The organism is Staphylococcus simulans (assembly GCF_002902285.1).
Lineage (GTDB): Bacteria > Bacillota > Bacilli > Staphylococcales > Staphylococcaceae > Staphylococcus > Staphylococcus simulans.
In genome coordinates this window covers 65,961-90,851 of sequence record NZ_PPRU01000004.1, presented here as the reverse complement: position 1 = coordinate 90,851, position 24,891 = coordinate 65,961, and the positions used below count along the sequence as shown (strand labels likewise).

Annotated in this window: 27 protein-coding genes; 18 read left to right on the top strand and 9 right to left on the bottom strand. The window is 35.7% G+C overall.

The features are described 5' to 3' along the window. The 3 genes from CD112_RS01115 (at window position 1) to CD112_RS01105 (ending at window position 2,292) form a co-directional block, all read left to right on the top strand. The gene (locus tag CD112_RS01115) at window positions 1-621 is read left to right on the top strand and encodes an ATP-binding cassette domain-containing protein (RefSeq protein ID WP_070625760.1); all 621 of its coding nucleotides are present in this window, start codon (window positions 1-3) and stop codon (window positions 619-621) included. A gap of 134 nt (window positions 622-755) precedes the next feature. Then, window positions 756-1,757, top strand: a complete 1,002-nt coding sequence (locus CD112_RS01110; protein WP_070625757.1) for a ThiF family adenylyltransferase — start codon at window positions 756-758, stop codon at window positions 1,755-1,757. Between the two features lie 25 nt (window positions 1,758-1,782). Then, complete coding sequence (locus CD112_RS01105) at window positions 1,783-2,292, top strand: MogA/MoaB family molybdenum cofactor biosynthesis protein (RefSeq protein ID WP_070625755.1); 510 nt, start codon at window positions 1,783-1,785, stop codon at window positions 2,290-2,292. 299 nt (window positions 2,293-2,591) lie between these two features. Here CD112_RS01105 and moaC read toward each other — a convergent pair whose 3' ends face one another. Further along, window positions 2,592-3,071: a cyclic pyranopterin monophosphate synthase MoaC gene (moaC, locus tag CD112_RS01100; RefSeq protein ID WP_002479601.1), complete on the bottom strand. Its 480-nt coding sequence runs from the start codon at window positions 3,069-3,071 to the stop codon at window positions 2,592-2,594. 63 nt (window positions 3,072-3,134) lie between these two features. On the opposite strand from moaC, the gene CD112_RS01095 reads away from it, so the two are divergent. The 6 genes from CD112_RS01095 to moaA are packed head-to-tail and all read left to right on the top strand — an operon-like array spanning window position 3,135 to window position 7,230. Beyond that, window positions 3,135-4,394 (top strand): molybdopterin molybdotransferase MoeA, encoded by a 1,260-nt coding sequence (locus CD112_RS01095; protein WP_023014991.1) that lies wholly within the window; start codon window positions 3,135-3,137, stop codon window positions 4,392-4,394. Then, window positions 4,391-4,873 carry a molybdopterin-guanine dinucleotide biosynthesis protein B gene (gene mobB / locus CD112_RS01090; protein ID WP_057509892.1) on the top strand — a complete coding sequence of 161 codons (483 nt, stop codon included), beginning with the start codon at window positions 4,391-4,393 and terminating at the stop codon, window positions 4,871-4,873. Before CD112_RS01095 ends, mobB begins: the two co-directional genes overlap by 4 nt. After that, a complete protein-coding gene (locus CD112_RS01085; RefSeq protein WP_002479598.1) occupies window positions 4,870-5,325 on the top strand; it encodes a molybdenum cofactor biosynthesis protein MoaE in 456 nt (151 codons plus the stop codon). Before mobB ends, CD112_RS01085 begins: the two co-directional genes overlap by 4 nt. Next, entirely contained in the window at window positions 5,322-5,555 is a 234-nt protein-coding gene (gene moaD / locus CD112_RS01080; protein WP_002479597.1) for a molybdopterin converting factor subunit 1, read from the top strand. The genes CD112_RS01085 and moaD overlap by 4 nt, the downstream gene beginning before the upstream one ends. A 4-nt stretch (window positions 5,556-5,559) precedes the next feature. Next, window positions 5,560-6,162, top strand: coding sequence for a molybdenum cofactor guanylyltransferase MobA (gene mobA / locus CD112_RS01075; RefSeq protein WP_070625753.1), 603 nt, complete (start codon window positions 5,560-5,562; stop codon window positions 6,160-6,162). A 45-nt stretch (window positions 6,163-6,207) separates the two neighbouring features. Continuing rightward, entirely contained in the window at window positions 6,208-7,230 is a 1,023-nt protein-coding gene (gene moaA, locus CD112_RS01070) for a GTP 3',8-cyclase MoaA (protein WP_023014989.1), read from the top strand. 71 nt (window positions 7,231-7,301) lie between these two features. On the opposite strand, the gene CD112_RS01065 is transcribed toward moaA, so the two are convergent. Beyond that, window positions 7,302-7,646 (bottom strand): transcriptional regulator, SarA/Rot family, encoded by a 345-nt coding sequence (locus CD112_RS01065; protein WP_002479594.1) that lies wholly within the window; start codon window positions 7,644-7,646, stop codon window positions 7,302-7,304. Between the two features lie 305 nt (window positions 7,647-7,951). On the opposite strand from CD112_RS01065, the gene CD112_RS01060 reads away from it, so the two are divergent. From CD112_RS01060 to CD112_RS01045, 4 genes are read left to right on the top strand one after another with little or no spacing between them, the layout of a single operon-like run. Beyond that, window positions 7,952-8,809, top strand: coding sequence for an ABC transporter ATP-binding protein (locus CD112_RS01060; protein WP_002479593.1), 858 nt, complete (start codon window positions 7,952-7,954; stop codon window positions 8,807-8,809). Beyond that, the gene (locus CD112_RS01055) at window positions 8,806-9,537 is read left to right on the top strand and encodes an ABC transporter permease (protein WP_070625751.1); all 732 of its coding nucleotides are present in this window, start codon (window positions 8,806-8,808) and stop codon (window positions 9,535-9,537) included. Before CD112_RS01060 ends, CD112_RS01055 begins: the two co-directional genes overlap by 4 nt. Further along, entirely contained in the window at window positions 9,537-10,637 is a 1,101-nt protein-coding gene (locus CD112_RS01050; protein WP_180991543.1) for a sensor histidine kinase, read from the top strand. Before CD112_RS01055 ends, CD112_RS01050 begins: the two co-directional genes overlap by 1 nt. Continuing rightward, window positions 10,634-11,239: a response regulator transcription factor gene (locus tag CD112_RS01045; protein ID WP_023014986.1), complete on the top strand. Its 606-nt coding sequence runs from the start codon at window positions 10,634-10,636 to the stop codon at window positions 11,237-11,239. Before CD112_RS01050 ends, CD112_RS01045 begins: the two co-directional genes overlap by 4 nt. 35 nt (window positions 11,240-11,274) lie before the next feature. Here CD112_RS01045 and CD112_RS01040 read toward each other — a convergent pair whose 3' ends face one another. Both CD112_RS01040 and CD112_RS01035 read right to left on the bottom strand, forming a co-directional pair. Next, the gene (locus tag CD112_RS01040) at window positions 11,275-12,423 is read right to left on the bottom strand and encodes an MFS transporter (protein ID WP_052032787.1); all 1,149 of its coding nucleotides are present in this window, start codon (window positions 12,421-12,423) and stop codon (window positions 11,275-11,277) included. A 58-nt stretch (window positions 12,424-12,481) separates the two neighbouring features. Continuing rightward, window positions 12,482-12,898, bottom strand: a complete 417-nt coding sequence (locus CD112_RS01035; protein WP_070625749.1) for a MarR family winged helix-turn-helix transcriptional regulator — start codon at window positions 12,896-12,898, stop codon at window positions 12,482-12,484. 259 nt (window positions 12,899-13,157) lie between these two features. On the opposite strand from CD112_RS01035, the gene CD112_RS01030 reads away from it, so the two are divergent. After that, a complete protein-coding gene (locus CD112_RS01030; protein WP_023014983.1) occupies window positions 13,158-13,913 on the top strand; it encodes a VOC family protein in 756 nt (251 codons plus the stop codon). Between the two features lie 3 nt (window positions 13,914-13,916). Here the strand turns inward: CD112_RS01030 and CD112_RS01025 are convergent, their stop codons facing one another. After that, window positions 13,917-14,168, bottom strand: a complete 252-nt coding sequence (locus tag CD112_RS01025) for a hypothetical protein (protein ID WP_023014982.1) — start codon at window positions 14,166-14,168, stop codon at window positions 13,917-13,919. A 120-nt stretch (window positions 14,169-14,288) separates the two neighbouring features. Here CD112_RS01025 and CD112_RS01020 point away from each other — a divergent pair, with 120 nt between their 5' ends. Both CD112_RS01020 and CD112_RS01015 read left to right on the top strand, forming a co-directional pair. Further along, window positions 14,289-15,542 (top strand): lipid II:glycine glycyltransferase FemX, encoded by a 1,254-nt coding sequence (locus CD112_RS01020; protein ID WP_023014981.1) that lies wholly within the window; start codon window positions 14,289-14,291, stop codon window positions 15,540-15,542. Window positions 15,543-15,707: 165 nt separating this feature from the next. Further along, window positions 15,708-18,845: an efflux RND transporter permease subunit gene (locus CD112_RS01015; protein WP_103363696.1), complete on the top strand. Its 3,138-nt coding sequence runs from the start codon at window positions 15,708-15,710 to the stop codon at window positions 18,843-18,845. 72 nt (window positions 18,846-18,917) lie between these two features. On the opposite strand, the gene mspA is transcribed toward CD112_RS01015, so the two are convergent. Both mspA and CD112_RS13550 read right to left on the bottom strand, forming a co-directional pair. Then, window positions 18,918-19,235 carry a membrane stabilizing protein MspA gene (mspA, locus tag CD112_RS01010; protein WP_002479581.1) on the bottom strand — a complete coding sequence of 106 codons (318 nt, stop codon included), beginning with the start codon at window positions 19,233-19,235 and terminating at the stop codon, window positions 18,918-18,920. A gap of 71 nt (window positions 19,236-19,306) precedes the next feature. Then, window positions 19,307-19,474 (bottom strand): SE1832 family protein, encoded by a 168-nt coding sequence (locus CD112_RS13550; protein WP_002479580.1) that lies wholly within the window; start codon window positions 19,472-19,474, stop codon window positions 19,307-19,309. Window positions 19,475-19,609: 135 nt separating this feature from the next. Between CD112_RS13550 and CD112_RS01005 the strand changes: the two genes are divergently transcribed. Next, on the top strand, window positions 19,610-20,521 hold the full coding sequence (locus CD112_RS01005; RefSeq protein ID WP_002479579.1) for an AEC family transporter: 912 nt from the start codon (window positions 19,610-19,612) through the stop codon (window positions 20,519-20,521). Window positions 20,522-20,608: 87 nt separating this feature from the next. On the opposite strand, the gene CD112_RS01000 is transcribed toward CD112_RS01005, so the two are convergent. Then, on the bottom strand, window positions 20,609-21,463 hold the full coding sequence (locus CD112_RS01000; protein WP_002479578.1) for a GRP family sugar transporter: 855 nt from the start codon (window positions 21,461-21,463) through the stop codon (window positions 20,609-20,611). Between the two features lie 121 nt (window positions 21,464-21,584). After that, complete coding sequence (locus tag CD112_RS00995) at window positions 21,585-22,448, bottom strand: GNAT family N-acetyltransferase (RefSeq protein WP_070625743.1); 864 nt, start codon at window positions 22,446-22,448, stop codon at window positions 21,585-21,587. Window positions 22,449-22,591: 143 nt separating this feature from the next. Here CD112_RS00995 and CD112_RS00990 point away from each other — a divergent pair, with 143 nt between their 5' ends. Continuing rightward, the gene (locus CD112_RS00990; protein ID WP_103363695.1) at window positions 22,592-24,724 is read left to right on the top strand and encodes a DNA topoisomerase III; all 2,133 of its coding nucleotides are present in this window, start codon (window positions 22,592-22,594) and stop codon (window positions 24,722-24,724) included. Window positions 24,725-24,891 lie beyond the last annotated feature (167 nt).

The window sequence follows — 24,891 nt, the reverse complement described above, 5'->3', positions numbered from 1 at the left end:
ATGTTGACCATCCAAATTACACATCAATTAAAAGGACAGTTACTGAAGTTAGATATTCAAGATACAGTACCTAAAATTTATGCGATACGAGGACCTTCAGGAGTGGGGAAAACGACTGTTTTGAATATGATCGCAGGCTTAAGGGCTGCAGATAACGCTTATATCAAAGTCAACGAACGTGTGTTAACGGATACGCAATCATCTGTGAATGTTAAAATTCAAGAGCGTCATTTAGGCTATTTATTTCAGGACTATCAATTGTTTCCGAATATGACAGTTTTTCAAAATATCACGTTTATGGCGCAACCTTCTGAACATATTACAGCGTTGATGCATCAATTAAACATCAGTTATTTACAAAAACAATTTCCAGCTAGATTATCAGGCGGGGAAGCACAACGTGTCGCATTAGCACGTGCATTAAGCACACGTCCTGATTTACTTTTATTAGATGAACCATTTTCTAGTTTGGATGATGCGACGAAAGAAGAAAGTATGCGTTTAGTGAAACGACTCTTTGATGAATGGCAAATCCCGATTATTTTTGTGACACATTCTAATTACGAAGCAGAACAATTGGCGGATGAAATTATAACGTTAAGTTCTGTACCAGCTGAATAATAAAAAGTTTCAATCCGGTCTGTCTTCTATTGGCATGACCGGATTTTAGGTGACATACTACAATTCGAACGATTGTAACACGTCTCTATTCGTCTTATAATAAAGACAATGCACTTTAAGAAAGGAATCGAAAGATGTCAGAACGTTATTCCAGACAAATTTTGTTTAAACATATAGGCAGAGAAGGCCAAGAGAAAATTGCGCAAAAACATGCGCTGATAATCGGCATGGGTGCATTAGGAACACACATTGCGGACGGTTTAGTCAGAGCGGGCATCAAACAGTTAACGATTGTTGATCGTGACTACATCGAGTTCAGCAACTTACAACGTCAAATGTTGTTTACAGAACAAGATGCGACAGACGCGATGCCGAAAGTGATTGCGGCGAAAGAAAAGCTGCAGGAAATCCGAAGTGATGTCATCATTGAGGCGCATATCGCTCAAGTCAATCCCCAGTTTCTAGAAACGCATGGAACTGAGGTAGATTTAATTTTAGATGCGACAGATAATTTCGATACACGTTTATTAGTGAATGATTTTGCGTATAAATATAATATACCTTGGATATATGGCGGGGTTGTACAAAGTACATATATCGAAGCATCTTTCATTCCTGGACAAACTCCGTGTTTCAATTGTCTGATGCCGCAATTACCAGTCATTAACATGACGTGTGATACAGTAGGGGTAATTCAACCAGCGGTAACCATGACCACGAGTTTACAAACACGTGATGCGTTAAAAATCCTGACTGAAACACCTTTTACGCCTAAATTAACTTATGGTGATATTTGGGAAGGGACACACTATACATTCGGGTTCAGTCGTATGTTTAAAGCTGATTGTCATACGTGTAGTGAACATGCGACCTATCCGCATTTAAATCATACTGATTTACAGTTTGCGACATTATGCGGAAGAGATACAGTTCAATACAATAATGAGGATATTACCCAGGAAATGTTGAAGGAATATCTTGAAACGCATCATATTAAGTATCATGCGAACCCTTATATGATTCGCTTCGAATTCAACAATCATCGAATCGTCAGTTTCTCAGGCGGACGCATGTTGATACATGGCATGACGAAACCTGAAGAAGCGATTAAATTAATGAACCAATTACTCGGTTGAGTAAAACACATAGGAGGCCTAATGAATGAAAAATGAACACGTGAATGTCAAATTAGATAGAACCATCAACGCAGCAGTCTTAACTGTGTCTGATACAAGAACAAAAGAAACAGATAAAGGCGGTAATTTAGCTAAAGAATTATTATCAGAGATTAATGTGGAAATTGCAGATGATCATTACACAATTGTCAAAGATGATAAACAAGCGATTACTGAACAAGTACAACAATGGTTGAATGAAGATGTGGATGTCATTATTACGACGGGCGGTACAGGTATCGCACAACGTGATGTGACGATTGAAGCAGTAACTCCTTTATTAACAAAAGAAATTGAAGGTTTCGGAGAGTTATTCAGATATTTAAGTTATGCTGAAGATGTGGGAACACGTGCTTTATTATCACGTGCTGTCGGCGGTACAGTAGGTGAACAATTGATTTTCTCATTGCCAGGTTCATCTGGTGCGGTAAGATTAGCGATTGAAAAATTAATTAAACCTGAATTGAATCATCTCATTCATGAATTAACAAAATAAAAGGCAATAAGAAGCGGTTAGATTTTACTCAGGTAGAAGACTAACCGCTTCTTCACTGTACTGTTTGATTGAATAAGGGAAAACACTGAAGCCAATCACTGATTTCATAAGATTTCATCAGTTTTTTCATCCATTCAGCCTATTTAACTTAAAGAATTCGCATTATATAATAGGAGTAACATGAAAAAAACGGAACGATTGTACGTTGTGACAGTAAAATCACAACGTCAATGGTTCCGTAGTGCTGTTGTGAAGTTCATGTTTACGTATAAAAAGGGTAAAACATGAACAACAACAGTTTATGATCTGCGGTAATCCCCGGATTTCCCGCCAGATTTTGAGATAAGGTAAGTTTCGCCGATGACCATCCCTTTATCAAGTGCTTTGGTCATATCGTAAACGGTTAAAGCCGTTGCTGAAGCGGCTGTGAGAGCTTCCATTTCTACACCGGTTTTACCTGATGTAGAGACTGTAGCTTCAATATTAAGTGTATATGACGATGTTGTATCCCATTCAAAGGCAATATCGATACCCGTCAGTGAGAGCGGATGACACATAGGAATAATCGTAGAGGTATTCTTAGCTGCCATGATTCCCGCGATTTGGGCAGTATTCAGCACATTACCTTTCTTATTTGTATGTTCTACAATTTGCTTGTAAATCGCTTCGTTAACAGTAATGCTTGAATGTGCTGTCGCAACACGTTTTGTGATGTCTTTATCAGAAACGTCGACCATTTTCGCATTACCTTGAGCGTTGATATGAGTAAATTCAGACATGTTATTCCTCCTCGCTTAGACATTATAGCATGAAATAAAATAGATGTTAGGAGCAGATAGTTTATGCCAGTTGAAAAAAGAAATCCAATTGCGGTAAAAGAAGCAATCAAACGTGTGGTAGCACAAGAATTTCGTACAGAAACACAACAAGTGCCTTTAAATGACAGTTTAGGATATATACTGTCTGAAGATATCGTGGCAACGTATGAAATTCCACGTTTTAATAAATCACCTTATGACGGCTTTGCGTTAAGAAGTGAAGATACAAAAGGTGCAAGCGGTGACAACCGTATTGAATTTGAAGTCATTGATCACATCGGTGCAGGCAGTGTGTCAGACAAAACAGTCGGACCGAACCAAGCTGTCCGTATTATGACAGGGGCAGAAATTCCAGCAGGTGCAGATGCAGTTGTGATGTTAGAACAAACACGTGAAGGTGAACATTCATTTACGATTCGTAAAACCTTCGAACATAATGAAAATATTTCATTAAAAGGTGAGGAAACAGAAGTCGGAGATGTCGTATTAAAAGAAGGCCAACGTATTAATGCTGGGGCTATCGCAGTACTTGCGACCTTCGGTTATACAGAAGTGCCTGTACGTCGCTTACCATCTGCAGCTATTATTGCGACAGGCAGTGAGTTATTAGATGTCGGTGATGAATTAGAACCAGGTAAAATCCGTAATTCCAATGGACCGATGATTCAAGGCTTACTAAATCAATTCGGCTTAGACTGTGAAGTTTATAAAATTCAAGAAGATGATTTCGACAGCAGTTTAGCAGTCGTTAAAGAAGCACTCGCTTCTCATGATATGGTCATCACAACAGGCGGTGTATCTGTTGGTGACTTCGACTATTTACCAGCTATCTACAAAGAAATCGGTGCAGAAGTATTATTCAATAAAGTACAAATGCGTCCAGGCAGTGTCACAACAGTTGCTGTCGCAAATAACCAATATTTATTTGGTTTATCAGGGAATCCATCTGCGTGCTATACAGGATTTGAATTGTTCGTAAAACCAGCAGTCTTAAATATGATGGGCGCGATTGAACGTTTCCCTCAAGTTGTAAAAGCCACATTGATGGAAGACTTCAAAAAAGCCAATCCATTCACACGTTTCATTCGTGCAAAAGCTACATTAAATGGTTTACAAACAACAGTAGTGCCTTCTGGTTTCAACAAATCAGGTGCGGTTGTCGCGATTGCACACAGTAATGCGATGATTATGTTGCCGAGCGGTACACGCGGCTTTGAAAAAGGCTACACAGTGGATGTCATTCTGACTGAAACAGATACCTTTGAAGAGGAATTAGCACTATGATTTTACAAATTGTGGGATATAAAAATTCTGGCAAAACAACCTTGATGGCAGAAACAGTTAAGTTTCTGAAAGCGCAAGGTTATCGTGTAGTGACGATTAAACATCATGGACATGGTAGTGAAGATATTACCTTACAAGCAGCAGAAGTCGATCATATGAAACATTTTGAAGCAGGGGCAGACCAAAGCATTGTGCAAGGTCATGCGTTAAGAGAAACAGTCACACGTACAACAGAACAAACTTTATCCCACATTATTGAATCAGCAGTCACGATTGATTATGATGTGTTACTAGTTGAAGGCTTTAAACAAGCGGATTATGATAAAGTGATTATTTATAGAGATGAAGCGGAATTAGTTTCTTTATCTGAGCTGAGTCATGTACAATATAAGTTACCGTTTCAAAAAAATACAAAGTTAAGTCATTTTAAAAAGTGGTTATTAACTTTTATCGATAGAAAAAAGGATGAGTCAAAATGAAACAATTTGAAGTTGTGACTGAGCCGATTCAAACAGAACCTTATCGAGACTTTACACTGACACCGCATCAAGGTGCAGTAGTGGTCTTTACAGGTCATGTTAGAGAATGGACAAAAGGCATTCGTACAGAACATCTTGAGTACGAAGCTTATGTGCCAATGGCTGAAAAAAAATTAGCTCAAATCGGCGATGAAATCAACGAACAATGGCCTGGCACGATTGTCAGCATTGTTCACCGTATCGGACCATTGCATATTTCCGATATTGCGGTATTAATCGCAGTTTCTTCACCACATAGAAAAGATGCCTATGCAGCAAATGAATATGCGATTGATCGTATTAAAGAAGTAGTGCCGATTTGGAAGAAAGAAATATGGGAAGATGGCGCACAATGGATCGGTCATCAACGTGGTTACCATGAAGATGCCATTGAAAGGGGGCAAACAGAATGAAAGTCCTTTATTTTGCGGAGATTAAAGAAATCTTACAAAAAGGTACAGAAGAATTTGAACTAGAGAATGAAATGACAGTAGAGGCGTTTAAAAAATATTTATTTGAAACGTATCCAGAAATCAGCGGCAAACAATTCCAAATCGCCTTGAATGAAGAATTTGTGCCAAATGATGAAATGATTCAACCTTCTGATGTCGTTGCGTTGATTCCACCGGTAAGCGGAGGTTAAGAAAGTGAAAGCAATTATTTTAGCAGGCGGACGTTCAGAACGTTTCGGTTCGCCTAAGGCATTTGCGAGGCTCAATGATAAAATGTTTTATCAACATATTATCGAAGCCTTGAATGAAGCCAATATGTTTAATGAGATTATCATTAGTTCTAGTGCGGAATTGGCTGATCAATTTGAAGATGTCAAAGTGGTCGTAGATGATGAAGAACATCAAGCGAAAGGACCGCTTTCAGGCATCTACTCAGTAATGAAGCAAGATTTTGAAGCAGAACTATTCTTTGTGATTTCAGTAGATACACCGTTAATCACAGAAAAAGCTGTCAGCACGTTATATCAATTTATGGTTGAACATGTCATCGAAGATCAGTTAGATATTGCGGGGTATGAAGAAGAGGGGTATCCGATTCCTACTATCGCATTTTATAGTCCGACGTGTTTACCAGTCATTGCACGTGCACTAGAATCTGATGATTATAGTATGAAACATGTTTATAATCAAGTCGCTTCTGATTGGCTGGATGTTCATGAGGTTGATACAAGACCTGATTGGTACCAAAATATTAACTACCAAGATGATTTAGCCAGAGTCAGAGATCAATCGCTTTGATGAGATGTATCAAGCGATAAGAGAGAAAGAAAAGGGGGTCAAAAGATGGTAAAACAAATAACAGATAAATTAGGTCGCCCGATTCGTGACTTAAGATTATCCGTGACAGATCGCTGTAATTTCCGCTGTGATTATTGTATGCCTAAAGAAATTTTCGGCGATGACTTTGTCTTTTTACCCAAAGATGAATTATTGACTTTTAGTGAAATGGAAAGAATTGCTCGCGTATATACTCGCCTAGGTGTGAAGAAGATTCGTATCACTGGCGGGGAACCTTTAATGCGTAGAGATTTATATAAATTAATTGCCGCTCTTAATGAAATCGACGGTGTAGAAGATATTGGTCTGACTACCAATGGTCTATTGTTGAAAAAACATGGACAAAAACTTTATGATGCAGGATTAAGACGTATCAATGTCAGCTTAGATGCTATTGATAACGAATTATTCCAATCTATCAATAACCGTAATATCAAAGCAGATACCATCCTAGAACAAATTGATTATGCAGTATCAATCGGTTTTAAAGTGAAAGTGAACGTTGTTGTGCAAAAAGGTATCAATGATGACCAAATTATCCCAATGATTCAGTACTTCAAAGACAAAAATATTGTTGTAAGATTTATTGAGTTTATGGATGTCGGCAATGACAATGGTTGGGACTTCAGTAAGGTTGTCACAAAAGATGAAATGCTTGCGATGGTCGAAGATGAATTTGATATTGAAGCGGTTGAACCGAAATATTATGGTGAAGTCGCAAAATATTATCGTCATAAAGATAACGGAGCACAGTTCGGTTTAATTACGAGTGTTTCTCAGTCATTCTGTTCAACATGTACGAGAGCACGCTTATCTTCTGATGGTAAATTCTATGGCTGCTTATTCAGCACAGTCGATGGATTTAACGTCAAAGAATTTATGCGTTCTGGTAAAACGGACGATGAATTACAAGCGAAATTCGAAGAGTTATGGCATATTCGTGATGACAGATATTCAGATGAACGAACTGAACAAACGGTCGCAAATCGCAGACGTAAGAAAATTAATATGAACTATATCGGCGGTTAAGTCGAATGAAATATATAATAAAAAGCACGTCTTTCTGATTTTTTTCGGAAAGGCGTGCTTTTTCATAATGATTACTTTGCGAAGGTTTCAAATTCTTTGATGACAGATGCGACGAATTCACGTTGTGTCTTATCTAATAAATAAAAGACTTGGCGTTCATCAGTTTCTGAACGCTCTTTTGCGATCAGTTCTCTTTTATAAAGTTTTCTTATTAATACATCAATTTTACTCGTATTCCATTTCATGTCGTAATGGAGGGTATCCCTCAATACTTTACCTGTAATTTTGTCAGTACCATTGAAGCGGTATAAAATAATGAACTCCTCCATGGTAAGATGATGTTCTGCTTTTAGCCAATATTTAATCTGGCTAAGTTTACATTCTGTCTCAATTAAATGATCAATTGTCTTTGACATTGATATTCCTCCTCTTGCCCTTTCATAGTTGTATTCCCCCAGGAATAATAATTATTTTACTTATTATATTATATAACGAATTTCAATATAAATCTATTCTCTTTAATTTACTATAATAGTAAAAAAAGTGCGTTATCACGGAAATTATGAACCGAAATTGAATATGTTGAAAGAAAAGTTGATTCAAGTGCTAAAAGTATAAAACAAGAAAATGACAAATGTCATAGAGAATTTATGACAAACGTTACTATGTTTACAATTTTTAAAAATATATCATTAAATCAAGGAAATAAAGAGGTGATTAAATGATAAAAGTAAACGGTGTAACTAAATCATTCCACAATACTAAAGCAATAGATCATGTTTCATTTGAAATAAAAGAAGGAGAATGTATCGCTTTAATAGGCGTAAATGGAGCAGGTAAGTCCACATTGATTGATTTGATTTTAGGTAATTTAGTTCCAGATGAAGGGCGTATTGAAAGGGATTCTGCTATACAAAATAATATCGGCGTATTATTTCAAAAATCAATCTTTAATGAATGGGTCAAAGTAAAAGAACTCTATGCGTTTTATTCATCGGTTTATAAAAAAGCGTTAGATTACAACAAGTTTAAAACATTGACCCAGTTTACTGATAAACAATTAAATCAATACGCGACTAAATTATCTGGAGGTCAACAACGTTTATTAGATTTTATATTGATGTTAACAGGACAACCTTTATTAATATTTTTAGATGAGCCGACGTCTGCGATGGATGCTAAAACGAGACGTTATTTCTGGAACATCATAAATGATTTGAAGGCTCGAGGTATTACCATATTATATACGACGCATTATATTGAAGAAGTAGAGAAGGTTGCGGATCGCGTTATCGTATTGAAACAAGGAAAGATAATGAATGATAGTTCACCTTCACAATTAAAACACCTTGATAAAACATCAACGATATATCTACCTGAACAATTTGAGTCAATCATTCAAAATCAAACTCAATTAAGTTATCAAAAGGATCAAAGTGAACTTCAAATCAAAACAGATGAGGTTCAAAAAGTTTTACAACAATTGATTGAAATAGATATAGATTTAAATGAGTTAGAAATTAAGAAAAGTTCATTAGAAGATTATGTATTTGAAAGTGAAGGGGAGATTCTATCATGATTTTTAAATATTTGAAATTAGATTGGACAATCACTTTGCGACAAAAAATATATCTTATTCTTTCAGTAGGGATGCCGTTAGTATTTTTCTTGATTTTCACTTCATTAACTAAAGTACCACAATCAGAAGCCAATCAAATTTATAAAGAAAGTTTGATGAGTATGACGGTCTTTAGTTTAACTAGTTATTGTTTGTTGACCTTCCCTGTTGAATTAGTACAGGATAAACAAAACGGATGGCAGAAAAAACTTTTTGCGACACCGATGACACCCATTAAATATTATGTAGCTAAAGTATTCAAAATCATGAGTCTTTTTTTATTTTCAATTATTCTGATGTTTAGTGTTGGAGGAATGATTAGACACATTCATATGTCTCTTAATGAATGGTTAGTATCAGGATTATTATTATGGATTGGATCCAGTTTATTTTTGTCCATAGGGTTATTACTGGCACAACATAAAGATGTGAAGCAAGCAAGTAGTATAGGTAATTTATTGTATCTTGTTTTAGCGATTGTGGGTGGATTATGGTTTCCTATTAGCTTGTTTCCTCAATGGCTAGCTTCTATCTCTCGATATATGCCGACCTACCGATTAAAACAGCTAGGATTAGATTTTATTCAGCATCAAACGATTAATATAGCGGCACTTGGTTTTCTTTTGGGGTATTGTATACTATTTATAATCATTGCTTTAGTTATTCAAAAGAAATCGGACGTGATGTAATGTCTTTTTTGCTTAGAAAAATAAAAGGAAACCCAATGGGCGTTGCGAGTTTTATTTACTTGTTGTTTCCAATTATCGCTTTATTTTATCAAGACATCAAAGGACCTAAAGTAATTGCTGTTATAGTGATTGCTGTATTCATAATTAATTATGGTATTTTAATTTTATCTGATGTTTATCAGTTTAAAGTGAAGCGGTTGATTGTATGGATGATTTATTTGATCGGCACACTTTATTTTTGTTGGGCAATGGGCAGCACATTTATCATGTTTTTCTTTTTTGGTTCTTATGTGTTGCCGTATGTTTATGAAGCGACTGTAAAGTCAGTGGAAAGTATACTATTTTATATTGCTTTACTCATCGCATCTGGTCTTTCATTATACTTACTTCCAAAAGCTTTACCAATAGTTATCGTACTGATTCTTGTTGTAATCATTTCGTTGTTCATTAACTTTAGATTTATCGAAAATAAAAAAGTAAGGGCGCAAATGAAAGAGAAAAATCGTCACATCAATTTATTGATTGCTGAACAAGAACGTCAAAGAATCGGCCAAGATTTACATGATACGTTAGGTCATGTATTTGCCAGCTTGAGCATAAAATCTGAGCTTGCTTCTAAATTGATAGATCAAAATCCAGAAAAAGCCAAAGAGGAAATGTTAGCAGTTAATCAACTTTCTAAAGAGGCATTAAATAAAGTCAGAACTATTGTAGAACACCTGAAATTTCAAGATTTTGAAGAAGAAGTGAAGTCTGTAGATCAACTATTAAAACAAGCAGATATTACTTTTGATTTTGAGGGACAATCCATTGCTAGAACATTAAATAAAGGACAACAGTCTATATTAGCTATGCTATTGAGAGAAGCGGTCAATAATATTATTAAACATGCACATGCGACAAAAGTAACTGGTACATTAAAAGAAGCGCAACACATCATTACGTTGATAATTAGTGATAATGGCAAAGGTATCAGTAAACCTGAAGCTACACTGCATAGTATAAGAGAGCGTGCAGCATTATTAGATGGTGAAGTTACAATAAAATCTGAACAAGGTGTTACATTAATGATTCGAATTCCACGAGGTGATAATTTATGATAAATGTTGTTCTAGCTGAAGACCAAGAAATGCTGAGAAAAGCGATGGTTCAACTTATAGAGATGGATGGAAATATAAACATTATTGCTGATACTTCAAGTGGAGCAGAGGCATGGCAAATGATTGAATCCAATCAGCCTGACATTGCAATTCTAGATATTGAAATGCCGGAATTAACAGGTTTAGAAGTATTGAATAAAATAAGAGAAGCAAAGTTAAATACAAAAGTCATTATTGTAACGACGTTCAAAAGACCAGGTTATTTTGAAAGAGCAGTCGCAAATGATGTAGATGCTTATGTATTAAAAGAACGGTCCGTAGAAGAACTGATTCAGACCATGCATAATGTTATGGCAGGACAAAAAGAATATAGTGAAACATTGATGACTACATATTTTAATGAGAAAAATCCATTAACGCCTTCAGAACAATTAATACTGAAAGAAATTGGCAATGGTTATTCAAGTAAAGAAATTGCACAAAAGCTTTTTCTTTCAAACGGGACAGTTCGTAATTATACTTCTGTCATTATTGATAAAATGGAGACAGAAAATCGTTTTGATGCGTGGAAAAAAGCTATTGAAAAAGGATGGATTATATAAAAAAGTGCAGACCGTTTTGATCTGCACTTTTATAATTAAGCACGTTCTAAATATTTTACTTTGCGGCCATGTAGGACATAGTAAAGTCCTGCGGTAATAATAGTTAATATAGCCATGAAGCCATAAAGTTGTGCATAAGTAATAGATGAAGTGAAGACACCTAATACAGAAGGGCCGAAGCCGATACCGAAATCAATACCGATAAAGAAAGTAGAAGTGGCTAGGCCATATTTTTCTGGTGTCGTAACTTTGATCGCAATAGCTTGCATAAGTGATGATAAGTTACCGTAACCTACACCTAACGCTGCACCTGCAAGTAATAACATCCAGCCTGAATGTGCAAAGAATAAAAGCACAAAGCTGATAAGTAAGAAGAAATAAGATGGATAAACTACAACGTTTTCGTTTTTGTTATCCATTAAACGACCTGTAATTGGACGTGTGACTAATGATGTTAAGGCATAGAAAATAAAGAAGTAACTTGAAACTGCGACTAGATTGCGCTCTTCTGCGAAGAATTTTAAGAATGTCAGAATAGATGAGTAAGTCACACCAGTTACTAAAATTACAATCGCAATCGGTACTGCATCTTTAGCGATAAATTGACTTAAGCTGAAACCTTTTGATGGTTGAGTTTCAGAAACTTTAGTTGTTTCAAAATTGATATGAATGAAGAATGATAAAGCTAAACCAATGATACCTAATACTAAGCATAAAGCGAATAAGACATCAATGGAGTATTGATTTGATAATAATAAACCAAAGAAAGGTCCGACAGCTGTTCCGAGAACTAAACTGAGAGAGAACATGCTGATACCTTCACTTTTACGTTCAGGTGGTGTGATGTATGCAGCTATTGTTCCTGTCGCAGTAGTCGCTACTGCTGTCGCAACACCATTAATTAATCTGGTAAACATTAAGAAACCTAATGAACCTTCTATAAAGTAAAGGGCTTGCGTTACGATAAGAAAAATCAATCCTATAATTAATGTACGTTTAGGTCCCATCGCATTGACATATTTTCCTGTAATAAAACGGCCGATTAATGAGCCGACAATAAATAATCCGGTTACTAATCCGGATAAACTATCTGAAGCGCCAAATTCGTTTTTACTGTAGCCTGCAATGACAACGATTAACAGATACATACAAAGATAAACGAAGAAGTTGACGATAAAGTTCATATTGAAACTTTTAGTCCATATTGGTGCGTGTTGAGAATGATCCACGCGAAATCCCTCCTTAAAACTGATGTTTGATAGCTTTGAGCGTTCGAATGGTTTGCTCGATATCATCTTGACTAAGACCTGCTTCTTCAACGATTTGTTGTTGAAGAGCTGTTACTTTTTCGATGACTTCGTGGTAAATCTGATTACCTTTGTCTGTCAGACTTAATAGTTTTTGTCTTTTATCTTCCCCTGGTGTAACAGTCAGCAAGTCGTGTTCATGTAACACTTTTAATAATTTACGTGTTGATGGTTTTTCAATACAACGACGTTTAGAAATTTCGACAAGTGTTGTCGGTTCATGTAAGTAAATATCCTTTAGAACTAAAAATTGAGCAGTATGTAGCTGATACTGATCAAGTAAAGGTTGAACGCTTTTTACATAAGGTCTATATAATTCAGTAAAGCTATTAAATAATTGATTGATTTCCATGTTGTAGCTCCTTAAATTAAGATAGAGGTTGAGACCTCAGTAAAACGTCACAACCTCATATATAAACGAAATCAGTTTGATTTTTTTGCAGGGTAATTGATTGATTTCGTTAAAAAGGTTAGCTAAGCTAACTAATTTACTTTACTATTGTAGAAAATTCTCAAATAAAAATCAAGAGATTTTTTGAAATTAGTCTTTCAAAAGGCAATTCGATTCATAATTTGATAAGATGAAGAAAAATGAAGAGAGGATGGTCTAAATGGTTCAGTTGAAATTTGATCATATCATCCATTATATCAAGCATATTGATGAGTTTGAGTATCCAGGAGAAGTAATGAAGTTATCACCAGGCGGCTTACACAATCGCTATGGTACATATAATAAATTGGTTTATACAGATTTGGCTTATATTGAAATTATCGGTGTAAACGATGAAGAAAAGTTGAAGAAGGTTATTAAATCGAATGAAGGACGTGTATCTTTCGTTGCGAAAATCGTACAAGATAATTTCGAACAAGGCTTTAAAGCAATCGCCTTACGCACAAATGATTTAGACAAACTTAAAGATGAGTTTGAAGCGAAAGGGTTAGATGTCGTAGGACCAATTGAAATGGGCCGAGAAAATAAAAAAGGTGAACAAACGTCTTGGCGTTTATTATATTTGAATCAGCCGGATGCGAAATTGAAACCGCCGTTCTTTATAGAGTGGAATAAGTCAGAAGAAGAACGTGTTGAGGCGTTAGAAAATAGATTTCAACCGCAATTCAAAATAAAAGCCATTGAAATTCAAACCACACAACAAGCGTTAGTGGTCAATCAATGGCGGGATTGGTTTGGTATGGAAGTGGTATCTGAAAATGAAGAAATCACAACTTTAAAATTGCCTGATGAAGCGATTGAATATCGTATTCAATCAGGACGCAAAGACAAGTATGCGATTGTTATTCAAGATACAACCGCCGAAACACCTTATCATATCGTGACACGCGGTGGGGCTTATCACTTCGAACCTTAAAGTTTAGTACACATAATGATAAACTGCGTTCGCAATCATAATCGCATAAGTTAAAGCGATTAAGAATAAGATAATTGCTAGCCACATATCAACACGTGATTTACGCAATAAGACAAGATAAACAGCAGTTACTATAGAAAATGCGGTAAAGAATACACGCAAGCTGAGATTGTCTATTTGAACATGGTTGACTAATGTTATACTAATCACAATGATATTTAAAATAATCATGATAATTAAAAAGATATTTCTCACACTTTTCACCTCTGAATCTTTATAGTTTATAGGGTTACGTGAGGATACGACATGAAAGTCACTTAGTTTCATTGTATAATAAGTAGATAGTGTAAGGAAAATAAAGGAGATTTTTATTTTATGGAAAAGATGAATATCACGAACCAAGAACATGATGCATTTGTTAAATCTCATCCCAATGGTGATTTGCTTCAACTCACACAATGGGCAGAAACGAAAAAGCTGACTGGTTGGTACTCTAGACGTGTCGCAGTAGGTGAAGATGGAAAAGTTAAAGGTGTCGGTCAATTATTATTCAAGAAAATACCGAAACTACCTTATACACTTTGTTATGTCTCTAGAGGGTTCGTCGCAGATTATGATGATAAAGCAGTCATCGAAGCCCTCCTTCAATACACAAAAGAAATTGCTGAAGATGAAAAAGCCTATGCGATTAAAATCGATCCAGATGTAGAAGTGGATAAAGCAGGGGATGCTTTAGGTAATTTAAGACAATTAGGATTCAAACATAAAGGATTCAAAGAAGGCTTATCAAAAGATTACATTCAACCACGTATGACAATGATTACACCGATTGATAAAACAGATGATGAATTGATTCAAAGCTTTGAACGTCGTAACCGTTCAAAAGTACGTTTATCATTAAAACGTGGAACGAAAGTAGAACGTGCAGGTCGCGATCAACTTAAAATCTTCGCAGACTTGATGCGTATTACTGGGGAACGTGATGGTTTCTTGACACGTGATATCAGCTACTTTGAAAATATTTACGATGCATTACATCCTGACGGCGACGCAGAGTTATTCTTGGTTAAATTAGAACCAAAACCTGTATTGGCAGAGTTAAAAGGTGAAAATGCAGAAGTTGAACAAGATATTGAACGTCTGAAACAAAAGAAACAAGATAAAAAGACGTTGAATAAAATCAAAGATGCTGAAGCTAAAATTGCGCGTAACCAAAAATTAATCGATCAAATGGAAGAACTATACCAACGTGAGCCAGAAGGTGTTTATTTATCAGGCGCACTGCTTATGTTCTGTGGCCACAAATCATATTACTTATATGGTGCATCTTCAAATGATTATCGTGATTTCTTGCCGAACCATCATATGCAGTTTGAAATGATGCGTTATGCGCGTGAAAAAGGCGCTACAACATATGATTTCGGCGGTACAGATAATGACCCGGATAAAGACTCAGAACATTATGGTTTATGGGCATTTAAGAAAACATGGGGTACGTATTTAAGTGAAAAAATCGGTGAGTTTGATTATGTCTTAAATAAACCATTGTATTATATGATTGAAAAAGCAAAACCAGCATTAACAAAAGCTAAAATCAAAGTTTCTCGCAAAATAAAAGGCAGAAAATAATACAGTTAGACAACATATTTTCATAAGTATAGATAAAGGGGTTGAGACTAAAATTAGTCTCAATCTTTTTTCTTGGAAAAACCTAAAATGTTGAGTGAAATCAACGACCTTTTAAGGCGGGGTGTGTTAAATTTAAAGTAACGAGAAATGAGGAGGAAAGAGCGCATGATTAATCGTTTGCTGAAGTTCTCTTTAGGCAATAAATTCGCTGTATTTTTAATGGTTGTATTAGTCATCTTGGGCGGTGTCTATTCCAGTGTAAAAATGCGTTTAGAATTATTGCCTGATGTAGAAGAACCGATGATATCTGTCAATACTGTCTTACCGGGTGCTACACCTCAGACAGTACAAGAGGATATCAGTGATAAAATAGATAATCAAATCAGAGGCATGGCGCATGTCGAAAATGTCAAAAGCCAATCGTTAGAAAATGTTTCTATGGTCCAAGTCAGCTATGAAGATGGTACAGATATGGATAAGGCTGAAGAAGCATTAAAGAAAGAAATTGATAAACTTAAACTCACAGAGGATGCAAGGGAACCTGAATTAATGAGGAACAGTATGAATGCATTCCCTGTAGTTGTTTATTCATTTTCAGATAAAAATGGAAATTTAGAGAAAGCGACGAAAGCGATTGAGAAACAACTCATTCCGAAATTAGAAACTGTTGACGGTGTTCAAAATGTACAAATGAACGGTCAAACTGCACGTCAAGCAACGATTAAATTCAAACAAAGCGAATTACAAAAACGTGGTATGAGTGCTAAAGGTGTGGAGGACTATATTAAAAATGCTTCTGGCAAAACACCTTTAGGTTTATTCCAATTCGGTAAAAAAGAAAAATCCATTGTAGTGAATGGAGAATTCACTTCAGCAGATGCATTGAAAAACTTTGTAATTCCTGTCAGCGCAGCACAAGGAGAACAAGGCCAATCTGGGTCAGATGAAAGTTCAATGATGTCACAAGGTTCACAAGGACCACAAAGTAATGACATGGTGAAACTTTCAGATATCGCCGATGTAAAAATCGGACAAGAACGTGAGTCAATCTCCAGAACGAACGGTAAAGATGCGATTGATGTTCAAATCGTAAAAGCACAAGATGCCAATACTGTTCAAGTGAAAAAAGATACAGATGCGAAAATTAAAGCGTTTGTGAAAGATAATAAAGATTTAGCACAAACTAAGATTATGGATACCGCAAAACCAATCCAAGATTCTATTTATACAATGCTTGAAAAAGCGATTCTTGGTACGATAGTTGCGATTATTGTCATCTTATTATTCTTACGTAATATCAGAACAACAGCAATTTCAGTCGTTTCAATTCCAATGTCGTTATTAATTGCGATGATTGCCTTGAAGTTATCAGATGTCTCATTGAACATCTTGACTTTAGGTGCATTAACCGTCGCAATCGGACGTGTAATTGATGACTCTATTGTTGTTATTGAGAATATATACAGACGGATGTCCGATCCGAAAGAGCGAGAGAGCGGAGACAACTTGGTTATCAGCGCGACAGCTGAAGTATTCAAACCGATTATGTCTTCTACACTTGTAACGATTGTCGTCTTCTTACCATTAGTCTTTGTGGCTGGTTCAGTCGGTGAGATGTTTAGACCATTCGCACTCGCAATTACATTTAGTTTATTAGCATCATTACTAGTGTCTATCACTATTGTGCCGGCATTAGCTTCAACATTCTTTAAAAATGGTATCAAACAAAAACGTCAACGTTCGTTAGGTGCAGTAGGCCGAGGATACAAAAAAGTATTGAATTGGTCGTTAAACCATAAATGGATTGTCTTAATTATAACGACTGTTATTTTAATCGGCAGTATCGGATTAGGTGCTGCGAAAATAGGAACGAGCTTTATTTCCACAGGTGAAGATAAATTCATGGCGTTGACTTATACACCAAAACCTGGTGAAACAAAAGAACAAGTACTAAAAAATGCTGAACAAGTTCAAAAATATCTTAACAGTAAAGATAAAGTGAAGAAAGTTCAGTATTCACTAGGTGGTGCATCACCAATTGATCCGACAGGCAGTACAAACAATATGGCTGTGATGATTGAATATGCGAGTGATACGAAAAACTTTGATACAGAACCAGACAGAGTATTAAAACATATCGCAGGCTTTAAACAAGAAGGCGAATGGAAATACTTAGACATGGGTACTGGTGGCGGCAATAATGAAATTGAAGTCAAAGTATCTGGTCCATCAGGTCATGAAATCAAAGACACAGTGAAAGCAATCGAAGATAAAATGAAACAAACATCAGGTGTAGTGAACGTTAAATCCGATTTAACTGAAGTCTATGACCAATACACAATTGATGTTGATAAAAACAAAGCAACCGAAAAAGGCTTGTCAGCGGGTCAATTAGCGATGGGCTTAAATCAAAACATTCCAGAAACAACACTGACAACGATTAATGAAAAAGGTCATAAAGTCGATGTAAAAGTTGAAAAAGAAAAACAAACGAACTGGACCAAAGAGAAATTAAACAATCTTGAAATTCCGACACCGACAGGAGAAATGGTTCAGCTGAAAGATATCGCAACATTAAAATCAACACAAACACCAAGTAAGTTGATTAAAGAAGATGGCGACTATACTACAACTGTAACAGGTAAAATCAGCGGTAAAGATGTCGGCGGTATTTCAACGAAAGTGATGGATAAAGTAAATAAAGTCGATAAACCAGCGAATGTTAAAATCAATTCAGGCGGTGCGACAGATGACATTAATAGAGCGATGACGCAATTAAGTCTAGCAATGATTGCGGCAGTTGTAATTGTCTATCTTGTACTCGTATTAACATTCAAAGGCGGCTTAGCACCATTTACCATCCTATTCTCACTTCCTTACATTGTGATTGGTGTGGTGTTAGCTTTAGTATTCACAGGAGAAACACTTTCTGTACCAAGTATGATCGGGGTCTTAATGTTAATAGGTATTGTCGTAACCAATGCGATTGTACTCATAGACCGAGTTATCAATAATGAGCATAAAGGTATGGAAATGAAAGAAGCGTTGTTAGAAGCGGGCGGAACGAGAATACGTCCAATCTTAATGACTGCACTTGCGACAATTGGCGCACTTGTACCGATGTTATTCGGACAAGACAGCTCTATCTTGATTTCCAAAGGTTTAGCCGCAACTGTAATAGGCGGATTGGTTTCTTCTACTATTCTTACACTGATAGTAGTACCAGTTATTTATGAAATTCTATTTACGCTGAAAGATAAAGTAACACATATGTTTAGCTCAAAACGTAAAAAAGAGAATTAAGTTTAAAATTTAAATAGCTAATCAAAAAAGTCCCTCAGCTCGTATAATACGCAGCTGAGGGGCTTTTCTTTCTTAATATAATACAAATGTTAAAATAGTACTGATCACGAAAATTAAAAGGGTCATCACATTTAATAAGAAGACACCTTTTTGATCGCCTTTTGAATACTTGAAGGCTGTAATCTCCACATTACCTACAAGCATCACAATGACCGCAAACTCCCACCATGCTACTGGAGGAACTGTTAAGTTAATCATTGCGACAATAAGGATGAGTAATCCACCCATGACCATGCGTAAAACACTACTGTAGATTGTATTCATTTTATAAATACTGATATAACTTACAAATAAATACAAAACGGGTAGTAATAATAGATAGAGTTGCATCGCGTGTACTTCCTTTCTGATAATCGCAAAACACGTTGAATCATGGCGTGTTTCTATTCAAGATGTCGATTTTATTGCTGTTTTATTTGTGAACGGACGTGTGCGATTTCATGTTCGATTTGTTCAAGCTGTTTAATCAATGGATCGACTTCTTGACCTGTTGATTCACGCTTTTCCAAATCGTCTTGCAGACGTACGTAATCTTGTTTTAATTCTGCTAATTGACTTTCTAAATCCAAAAGATACACCACCTTATTGATTTTTATTATCAATAATAATAGTATATCATGGAAAGATTAGAGATGTAATTACCGAGAAATGACATTTCATGACGAATGAATGTCTCAATGATAATAGAGAAAGAAGGGTGACTTATGACAGGCAAATTCGCAGTCATTGTTATATTGATCGCGCTTGGGTATTTACTCAAACGTATCAATATTTTAAAAGAAGAAGATAACCAAGTACTGGCTAAATTAGTGCTGAATGTGACGTTACCTGCATTAGTCATCGTCAATTTAAACAAAGCTGAACTGGATATTTCACTATCTGTATTACCGGTTATGATGGTCATTTACGGTATCATTGCGAAAGTTATCGCTATCAGCTTTTTCTTAAAATATGACAATGAGATGCGAGGTACCATCGGCATGATGATGGCATCACTGAATATCGGCTTATTTGCTTACCCGCTAGTACAAGCGATTTGGCCGAAAGTCGGCATGATTTATTTCGGTATGGCAGATATCGGCGGTGCGATTGTCATGTTCGGTATCACTTATTTTATAGGCAATTATTTCAGCAGCAGCGGAAATAATACTTTTAATCTTAGATTCCTTATATTGAATTTATTACGTTCTATTCCATTGATGACTTATTTGATGATGTTTGGTTTAAATATGAGTAACCTGCATTTACCAGATCCTGTTATCAATTTCTTAGATGTATTGGCACAAGCGAATATGCCGTTATCTATGATTCTCTTAGGTTTAATGTTGAACTTTAGAGTAGAACGTCGTTATTTACCGATTGCCTTGAAATATTTGGCCATTCATTATGGCTTTGGACTCATAGCGGGCTTACTCGTTTATTTCTTTTTACCAGTCTCTGACCAAATGATAAAAACGACTTTAATGGTCATTTGGTTGTTGCCAATCGGCGTTGCGGTCATACCTTACTCCATTCAATTCCAATACCGTACATTGCCTTTGATTGGCATGACCACCAACATGACGATTGTGATCAGTATCGTCATACTCTATTACTTCCAAATGTTTTTCGTATAATAAAAAAGGGATTGTCAATCATTACTTAAGTGGCTGACAATCCCTTTAAAATTTCTATTATTTTCTTCAATATTTTATTAGAAAGCATTATGCTTTTAATCCGCCGAGAATGAAAGCTGCGACGACAATTAATACAATCCCTGCAGTAATTCCAAGCATTTGACGTTTATCTTTACGTTCTTTCAGTATAAAGATACCGCCGAGTGTTGAAACGATTACTAGTAATTGTGAGAATGAGAAACTTGTTGCGACGCCGACTTTAGGTTGTGAGTAGAACAAGAATAAGTTACCAATGGCCCAAATCACACCTGGCAACAGGTTACGTAACGTATAGCGTGTAGACGTTTGGTGTTTCGCTGATAATAAGAAACCACCGATTGCCATACCAATTGATTGGAAGAATAAGGCATCTAAGCCATTAACGCTAAAGATTTGCGCCACAACAACATATACGACATAGCCGACTGTTGAAATTAATAAAATCACAATTGCTTTACCTAATTTAGATTGGCCTTCGCTCGATTCATTTTTACCTTTAAGTGAAGTCAATGCGATACCGCCCACTAATAAAATCATCGCTAATAGACCTAAAACGACTTGTGTTCCTGTACTCCATTCCCCTAGGAATATTGCGCTGAATAATGTAGTACCAACCAGCTGCATTCCTGTAGAAATCGGCATAGTTTTAGAAACACCGATTAAATCAACAGAGCGTAGTTGGTAACCTTGACCTAATGCCCAGAATGCACCAGAGATCAAACCGACAATAATGACTTTAGGTTCAAAACTAGAATGTCCTGTTAATAAGAGAACAATACCTACAATCAATGCGCCGAGTGTCGTGCCTCGGATTTGATTGTAAGGTCCGCCTCCAACAAGAACGTTAATTAAAACAACACTACCCCAAAAGAGGGCAGGCAGTAATGCGATAAGTAAATCCATCTTCTATCTTTTCCTTTCTATATTTAAACTTACCCCTTAATAAAATAAGAATAAAACAAAGACAAATAAATGGAAAATAAAACGTTTGCTATGAAGGTTAACCTCATAACAAACGCTTATATTATTTGATATATTTGAATTTTTTACGTTCTGAACGAATGTCGAAACCGAGTTCACTGAAGCGGTCTACTAATTGATCATTTTTACTACGTATTTTGAAATAGACTTTATTAATATCATCATATTTAAAAGCAAAGTTAATCGCATGACTTAATAAATTAAAAGCAATTCCTTCATAACGATAATCCGTATGAGATGAGAAATATTTAATTTCTGCTTTATTTTTATCAGGTTTGACTTGCAGATATAAGTAGCCTTTTAAAATACCTTCGCTGACAAAAAAGAATAAATGATTGTTCTCATCTAGTGTATTGACAATTTCAGAAGCAGACATTGCTTCACGACGGAAGTTTTTCTGATGTAAGCGATCGAAATGTGCGAAAAAAGCTTTGTGATATGGAATGATTTGACGTTCAGCCGCAGGACTTGTTTCAATTGTGTGATCAGTTGAAAGATAATAGTCAGTGAACGTATAGTGTGCATCAATGGATTTCATCAATGAACTTTTATAGTCGTCTGTAATATCAAATGAAAAATTGAAATGAGATTGATCAGGTTGATCTGCAATTAAAGTTTCAAAAAGGCTTTTAAAAGCTTGTGCATCTAATTGATCATTTGAATTGATGAACGGCCCAACCATTTTAAAATGGTTAGTATCATAGGAGAATCCACCCATCAGCATACGGACTTTGTCACTTTCGTCAATGAGCGCGTAGACGCCTGTGTCTTGTTTTAAAGCCTCAATACTTTGTGTCAATGAAACGTTTTTTTCGTGAAGCTTATAAATATAGGAACAATAGGATGTATCGGCTTGGTGAATAATACTTTGGATGTCTTGAACAGCTTCAATTTTAACGGCTTTCATAAGAACCTCCTTGGTTGTTATATAAAGAACACCTTTTTATTTATTATACTTTGTTTTGTGTTGAGATAAAAGCAAAGGTACGAGAAACAAGCACAATAAATCATGTTACAATAGAAATACGATTTTGAGAAAGGAAAATGAAGATGAAATCATTAATTCTAGCAGAGAAACCTTCTGTGGCCCGTGATATTGCGAACGCATTGAATGTACATCAAAAGCGCAATGGCTATTTTGAAAACAATCAACATATTGTGACATGGGCTTTAGGTCATCTGGTAACGAATGCAACTCCAGAACAATATGATTCGAAGTTTAAAACATGGGATTTGCAAGAACTGCCAATTATCCCAAAATATATGAAAACAGTCGTTATTCCAAAAACAAAGAAACAATTCAATACAGTCAAATCATTGATGTTAAAAGATGTAGTTAAAGAAATTATCATTGCGACTGATGCTGGAAGAGAAGGGGAGCTCGTTGCACGTTTGATTTTAGATAAGGTGCATAATAAGAAACCGATTAAACGTTTATGGATCAGTTCGATTACAGCCAAAGCGATTCGTAACGGGTTCAAACATTTAAAAGATGGTAAAGCATACTTGCCATTATATCGTGCAGCATTAGCACGTAGTGAGGCAGACTGGATTGTTGGGATTAATGCGACGCGCGCATTAACAACGAAGTATGATGCGCAGTTATCATTAGGTCGTGTTCAAACACCGACGATTCAACTTGTTCAAATGCGCCAAGATGAAATCAGACATTTTAGACCATCTAAATATTATACGTTTGAAGCACAAGTGGATGGACAAAACTTTAAGTTGATTTCAAAACAACGTATCTATGACAAACAAGTATTCACAGATATGGTTCAACAATTAGAACAACAAACGGGCATTGTTGAATCAGTAACATCAAAACGAAAGAAACAATATCCTGCGAAGTTGTTCAGTTTAACTGATTTACAACAAGAAGCTTATCAACGTTATCGTATGGGTGCGAAAGAAACACTGAATACACTTCAAAACTTATATGAACGTCATAAGTTGGTTACGTATCCAAGAACAGATTCGAACTATTTAACGGATGATATGGTAGAAACATTTAAAGAACGTTTACAAGCATTGCTTGCGACTGAGTATAAAGAAGCGGTGCGTCCATTAGTCAATAAACAGTTCAGTGCTAAAATGGGTATCGTAAATAATCAGAAGGTATCAGATCATCATGCGATTATTCCAACAGAAATTCGTCCTAACATGAATGACTTAAGCCAACGTGAACAAAAGGTCTATTTAATGATTGCAGAACGATTTATAGAGAACTTGTTGCCGCCGTATGAGTATGAAGCGGTCAAAGTTATCTTGAAGGTCGGTAAGCAGACCTTTGAATTGCAAGATAAAGTAACCTTGCAACTTGGTTTCAAACAATTACTAAATGAATCAACCACACAATCAGAACCAATACAATTTAAACAAGGTGCAACTTATAAAGTTCAACGTTTCCATATTCAAGAACATGAAACAACACCGCCGCCATACTTTAACGAGGGAACATTGTTAAAAGCAATGGAAAGTCCTCAAAAGTTCTTTGAACTAAAAAATAAAAAACATTCACAAACTCTGAAACAAACAGGCGGTATTGGTACGGTAGCAACACGTGCAGATATAATCGAAAAGTTGTTTAATATGAATGCGATTGAAGCAAGAGATGGTCATATTAAAGTTACGTCTAAAGGACGCCAAATTTTAGAACTCGCACCACAATCACTTACTTCACCATTGCTTACAGCAGAATGGGAAGAAAAATTAACGCAAATTGAACAAGGTAAATATGATGCACGTCAGTTCATAAAAGAGATGAAACATTTTACTGAAACTATTGTGAATGAAATCAAAAACAGTGAACAGAAATATAAACATGATAACTTGACCACTACAGAATGTCCGACATGCGGTAAATTCATGATTAAAGTCAAAACAAAAAATGGTCAAATGCTTGTATGCCAAGACCCAGCATGTAAGACAAAGAAAAATGTACAACGTAAAACGAATGCACGTTGTCCAAACTGTCATAAGAAAATGACATTATTCGGTAAAGGTAAAAAAGCGACATATCGTTGTGTTTGCGGTCACTCTGAAACACAAGAACAAATGGATCAAAGACATAAGAATAAAGGTAAAGGCAAAGTATCTAAACGTGAGATGAAGAAATATATGGGTAAAGAAGAAATGAACAATAATCCATTCCAAGATGCTTTGAAGAATTTGAAACTTTAATTAGAAGACACACTCATTAACGAATTTTAACGAACAATATTTAAAAATATAGTGTTGAAATCGTTCGAAAATGAGTGTGTTTTTCAAATTTCTATTAAAATTGTTTGGTTTTTTCTTAAATCTTCATTGTATTTTCTTTGAATAGGGATTAGAATATTAAGGTATTT

What these genes read in the sequence shown, in the direction of transcription:
- CD112_RS01105 (WP_070625755.1), top strand. Translation starts at nt 1,783, where the DNA reads ATGAAAAATGAACACGTGAATGTCAAATTAGATAGAACCATCAACGCA.
- CD112_RS01020 (WP_023014981.1), top strand. Translation starts at nt 14,289, where the DNA reads ATGGAAAAGATGAATATCACGAACCAAGAACATGATGCATTTGTTAAA.
- CD112_RS01065 (WP_002479594.1), bottom strand. Translation starts at nt 7,646, where the DNA reads ATGTCAAAGACAATTGATCATTTAATTGAGACAGAATGTAAACTTAGC.
- CD112_RS01110 (WP_070625757.1), top strand. Translation starts at nt 756, where the DNA reads ATGTCAGAACGTTATTCCAGACAAATTTTGTTTAAACATATAGGCAGA.
- CD112_RS00995 (WP_070625743.1), bottom strand. Translation starts at nt 22,448, where the DNA reads ATGAAAGCCGTTAAAATTGAAGCTGTTCAAGACATCCAAAGTATTATT.
- CD112_RS01005 (WP_002479579.1), top strand. Translation starts at nt 19,610, where the DNA reads ATGACAGGCAAATTCGCAGTCATTGTTATATTGATCGCGCTTGGGTAT.
- CD112_RS01045 (WP_023014986.1), top strand. Translation starts at nt 10,634, where the DNA reads ATGATAAATGTTGTTCTAGCTGAAGACCAAGAAATGCTGAGAAAAGCG.
- CD112_RS01030 (WP_023014983.1), top strand. Translation starts at nt 13,158, where the DNA reads ATGGTTCAGTTGAAATTTGATCATATCATCCATTATATCAAGCATATT.
- CD112_RS01015 (WP_103363696.1), top strand. Translation starts at nt 15,708, where the DNA reads ATGATTAATCGTTTGCTGAAGTTCTCTTTAGGCAATAAATTCGCTGTA.
- moaC (WP_002479601.1), bottom strand. Translation starts at nt 3,071, where the DNA reads ATGTCTGAATTTACTCATATCAACGCTCAAGGTAATGCGAAAATGGTC.
- CD112_RS01115 (WP_070625760.1), top strand. Translation starts at nt 1, where the DNA reads ATGTTGACCATCCAAATTACACATCAATTAAAAGGACAGTTACTGAAG.
- CD112_RS00990 (WP_103363695.1), top strand. Translation starts at nt 22,592, where the DNA reads ATGAAATCATTAATTCTAGCAGAGAAACCTTCTGTGGCCCGTGATATT.
- CD112_RS01000 (WP_002479578.1), bottom strand. Translation starts at nt 21,463, where the DNA reads ATGGATTTACTTATCGCATTACTGCCTGCCCTCTTTTGGGGTAGTGTT.
- mspA (WP_002479581.1), bottom strand. Translation starts at nt 19,235, where the DNA reads ATGCAACTCTATCTATTATTACTACCCGTTTTGTATTTATTTGTAAGT.
- CD112_RS01050 (WP_180991543.1), top strand. Translation starts at nt 9,537, where the DNA reads ATGTCTTTTTTGCTTAGAAAAATAAAAGGAAACCCAATGGGCGTTGCG.
- CD112_RS01095 (WP_023014991.1), top strand. Translation starts at nt 3,135, where the DNA reads ATGCCAGTTGAAAAAAGAAATCCAATTGCGGTAAAAGAAGCAATCAAA.
- moaA (WP_023014989.1), top strand. Translation starts at nt 6,208, where the DNA reads ATGGTAAAACAAATAACAGATAAATTAGGTCGCCCGATTCGTGACTTA.
- mobB (WP_057509892.1), top strand. Translation starts at nt 4,391, where the DNA reads ATGATTTTACAAATTGTGGGATATAAAAATTCTGGCAAAACAACCTTG.
- CD112_RS01085 (WP_002479598.1), top strand. Translation starts at nt 4,870, where the DNA reads ATGAAACAATTTGAAGTTGTGACTGAGCCGATTCAAACAGAACCTTAT.
- CD112_RS01040 (WP_052032787.1), bottom strand. Translation starts at nt 12,423, where the DNA reads ATGAACTTTATCGTCAACTTCTTCGTTTATCTTTGTATGTATCTGTTA.
- CD112_RS01035 (WP_070625749.1), bottom strand. Translation starts at nt 12,898, where the DNA reads ATGGAAATCAATCAATTATTTAATAGCTTTACTGAATTATATAGACCT.
- moaD (WP_002479597.1), top strand. Translation starts at nt 5,322, where the DNA reads ATGAAAGTCCTTTATTTTGCGGAGATTAAAGAAATCTTACAAAAAGGT.
- CD112_RS01060 (WP_002479593.1), top strand. Translation starts at nt 7,952, where the DNA reads ATGATAAAAGTAAACGGTGTAACTAAATCATTCCACAATACTAAAGCA.
- CD112_RS01055 (WP_070625751.1), top strand. Translation starts at nt 8,806, where the DNA reads ATGATTTTTAAATATTTGAAATTAGATTGGACAATCACTTTGCGACAA.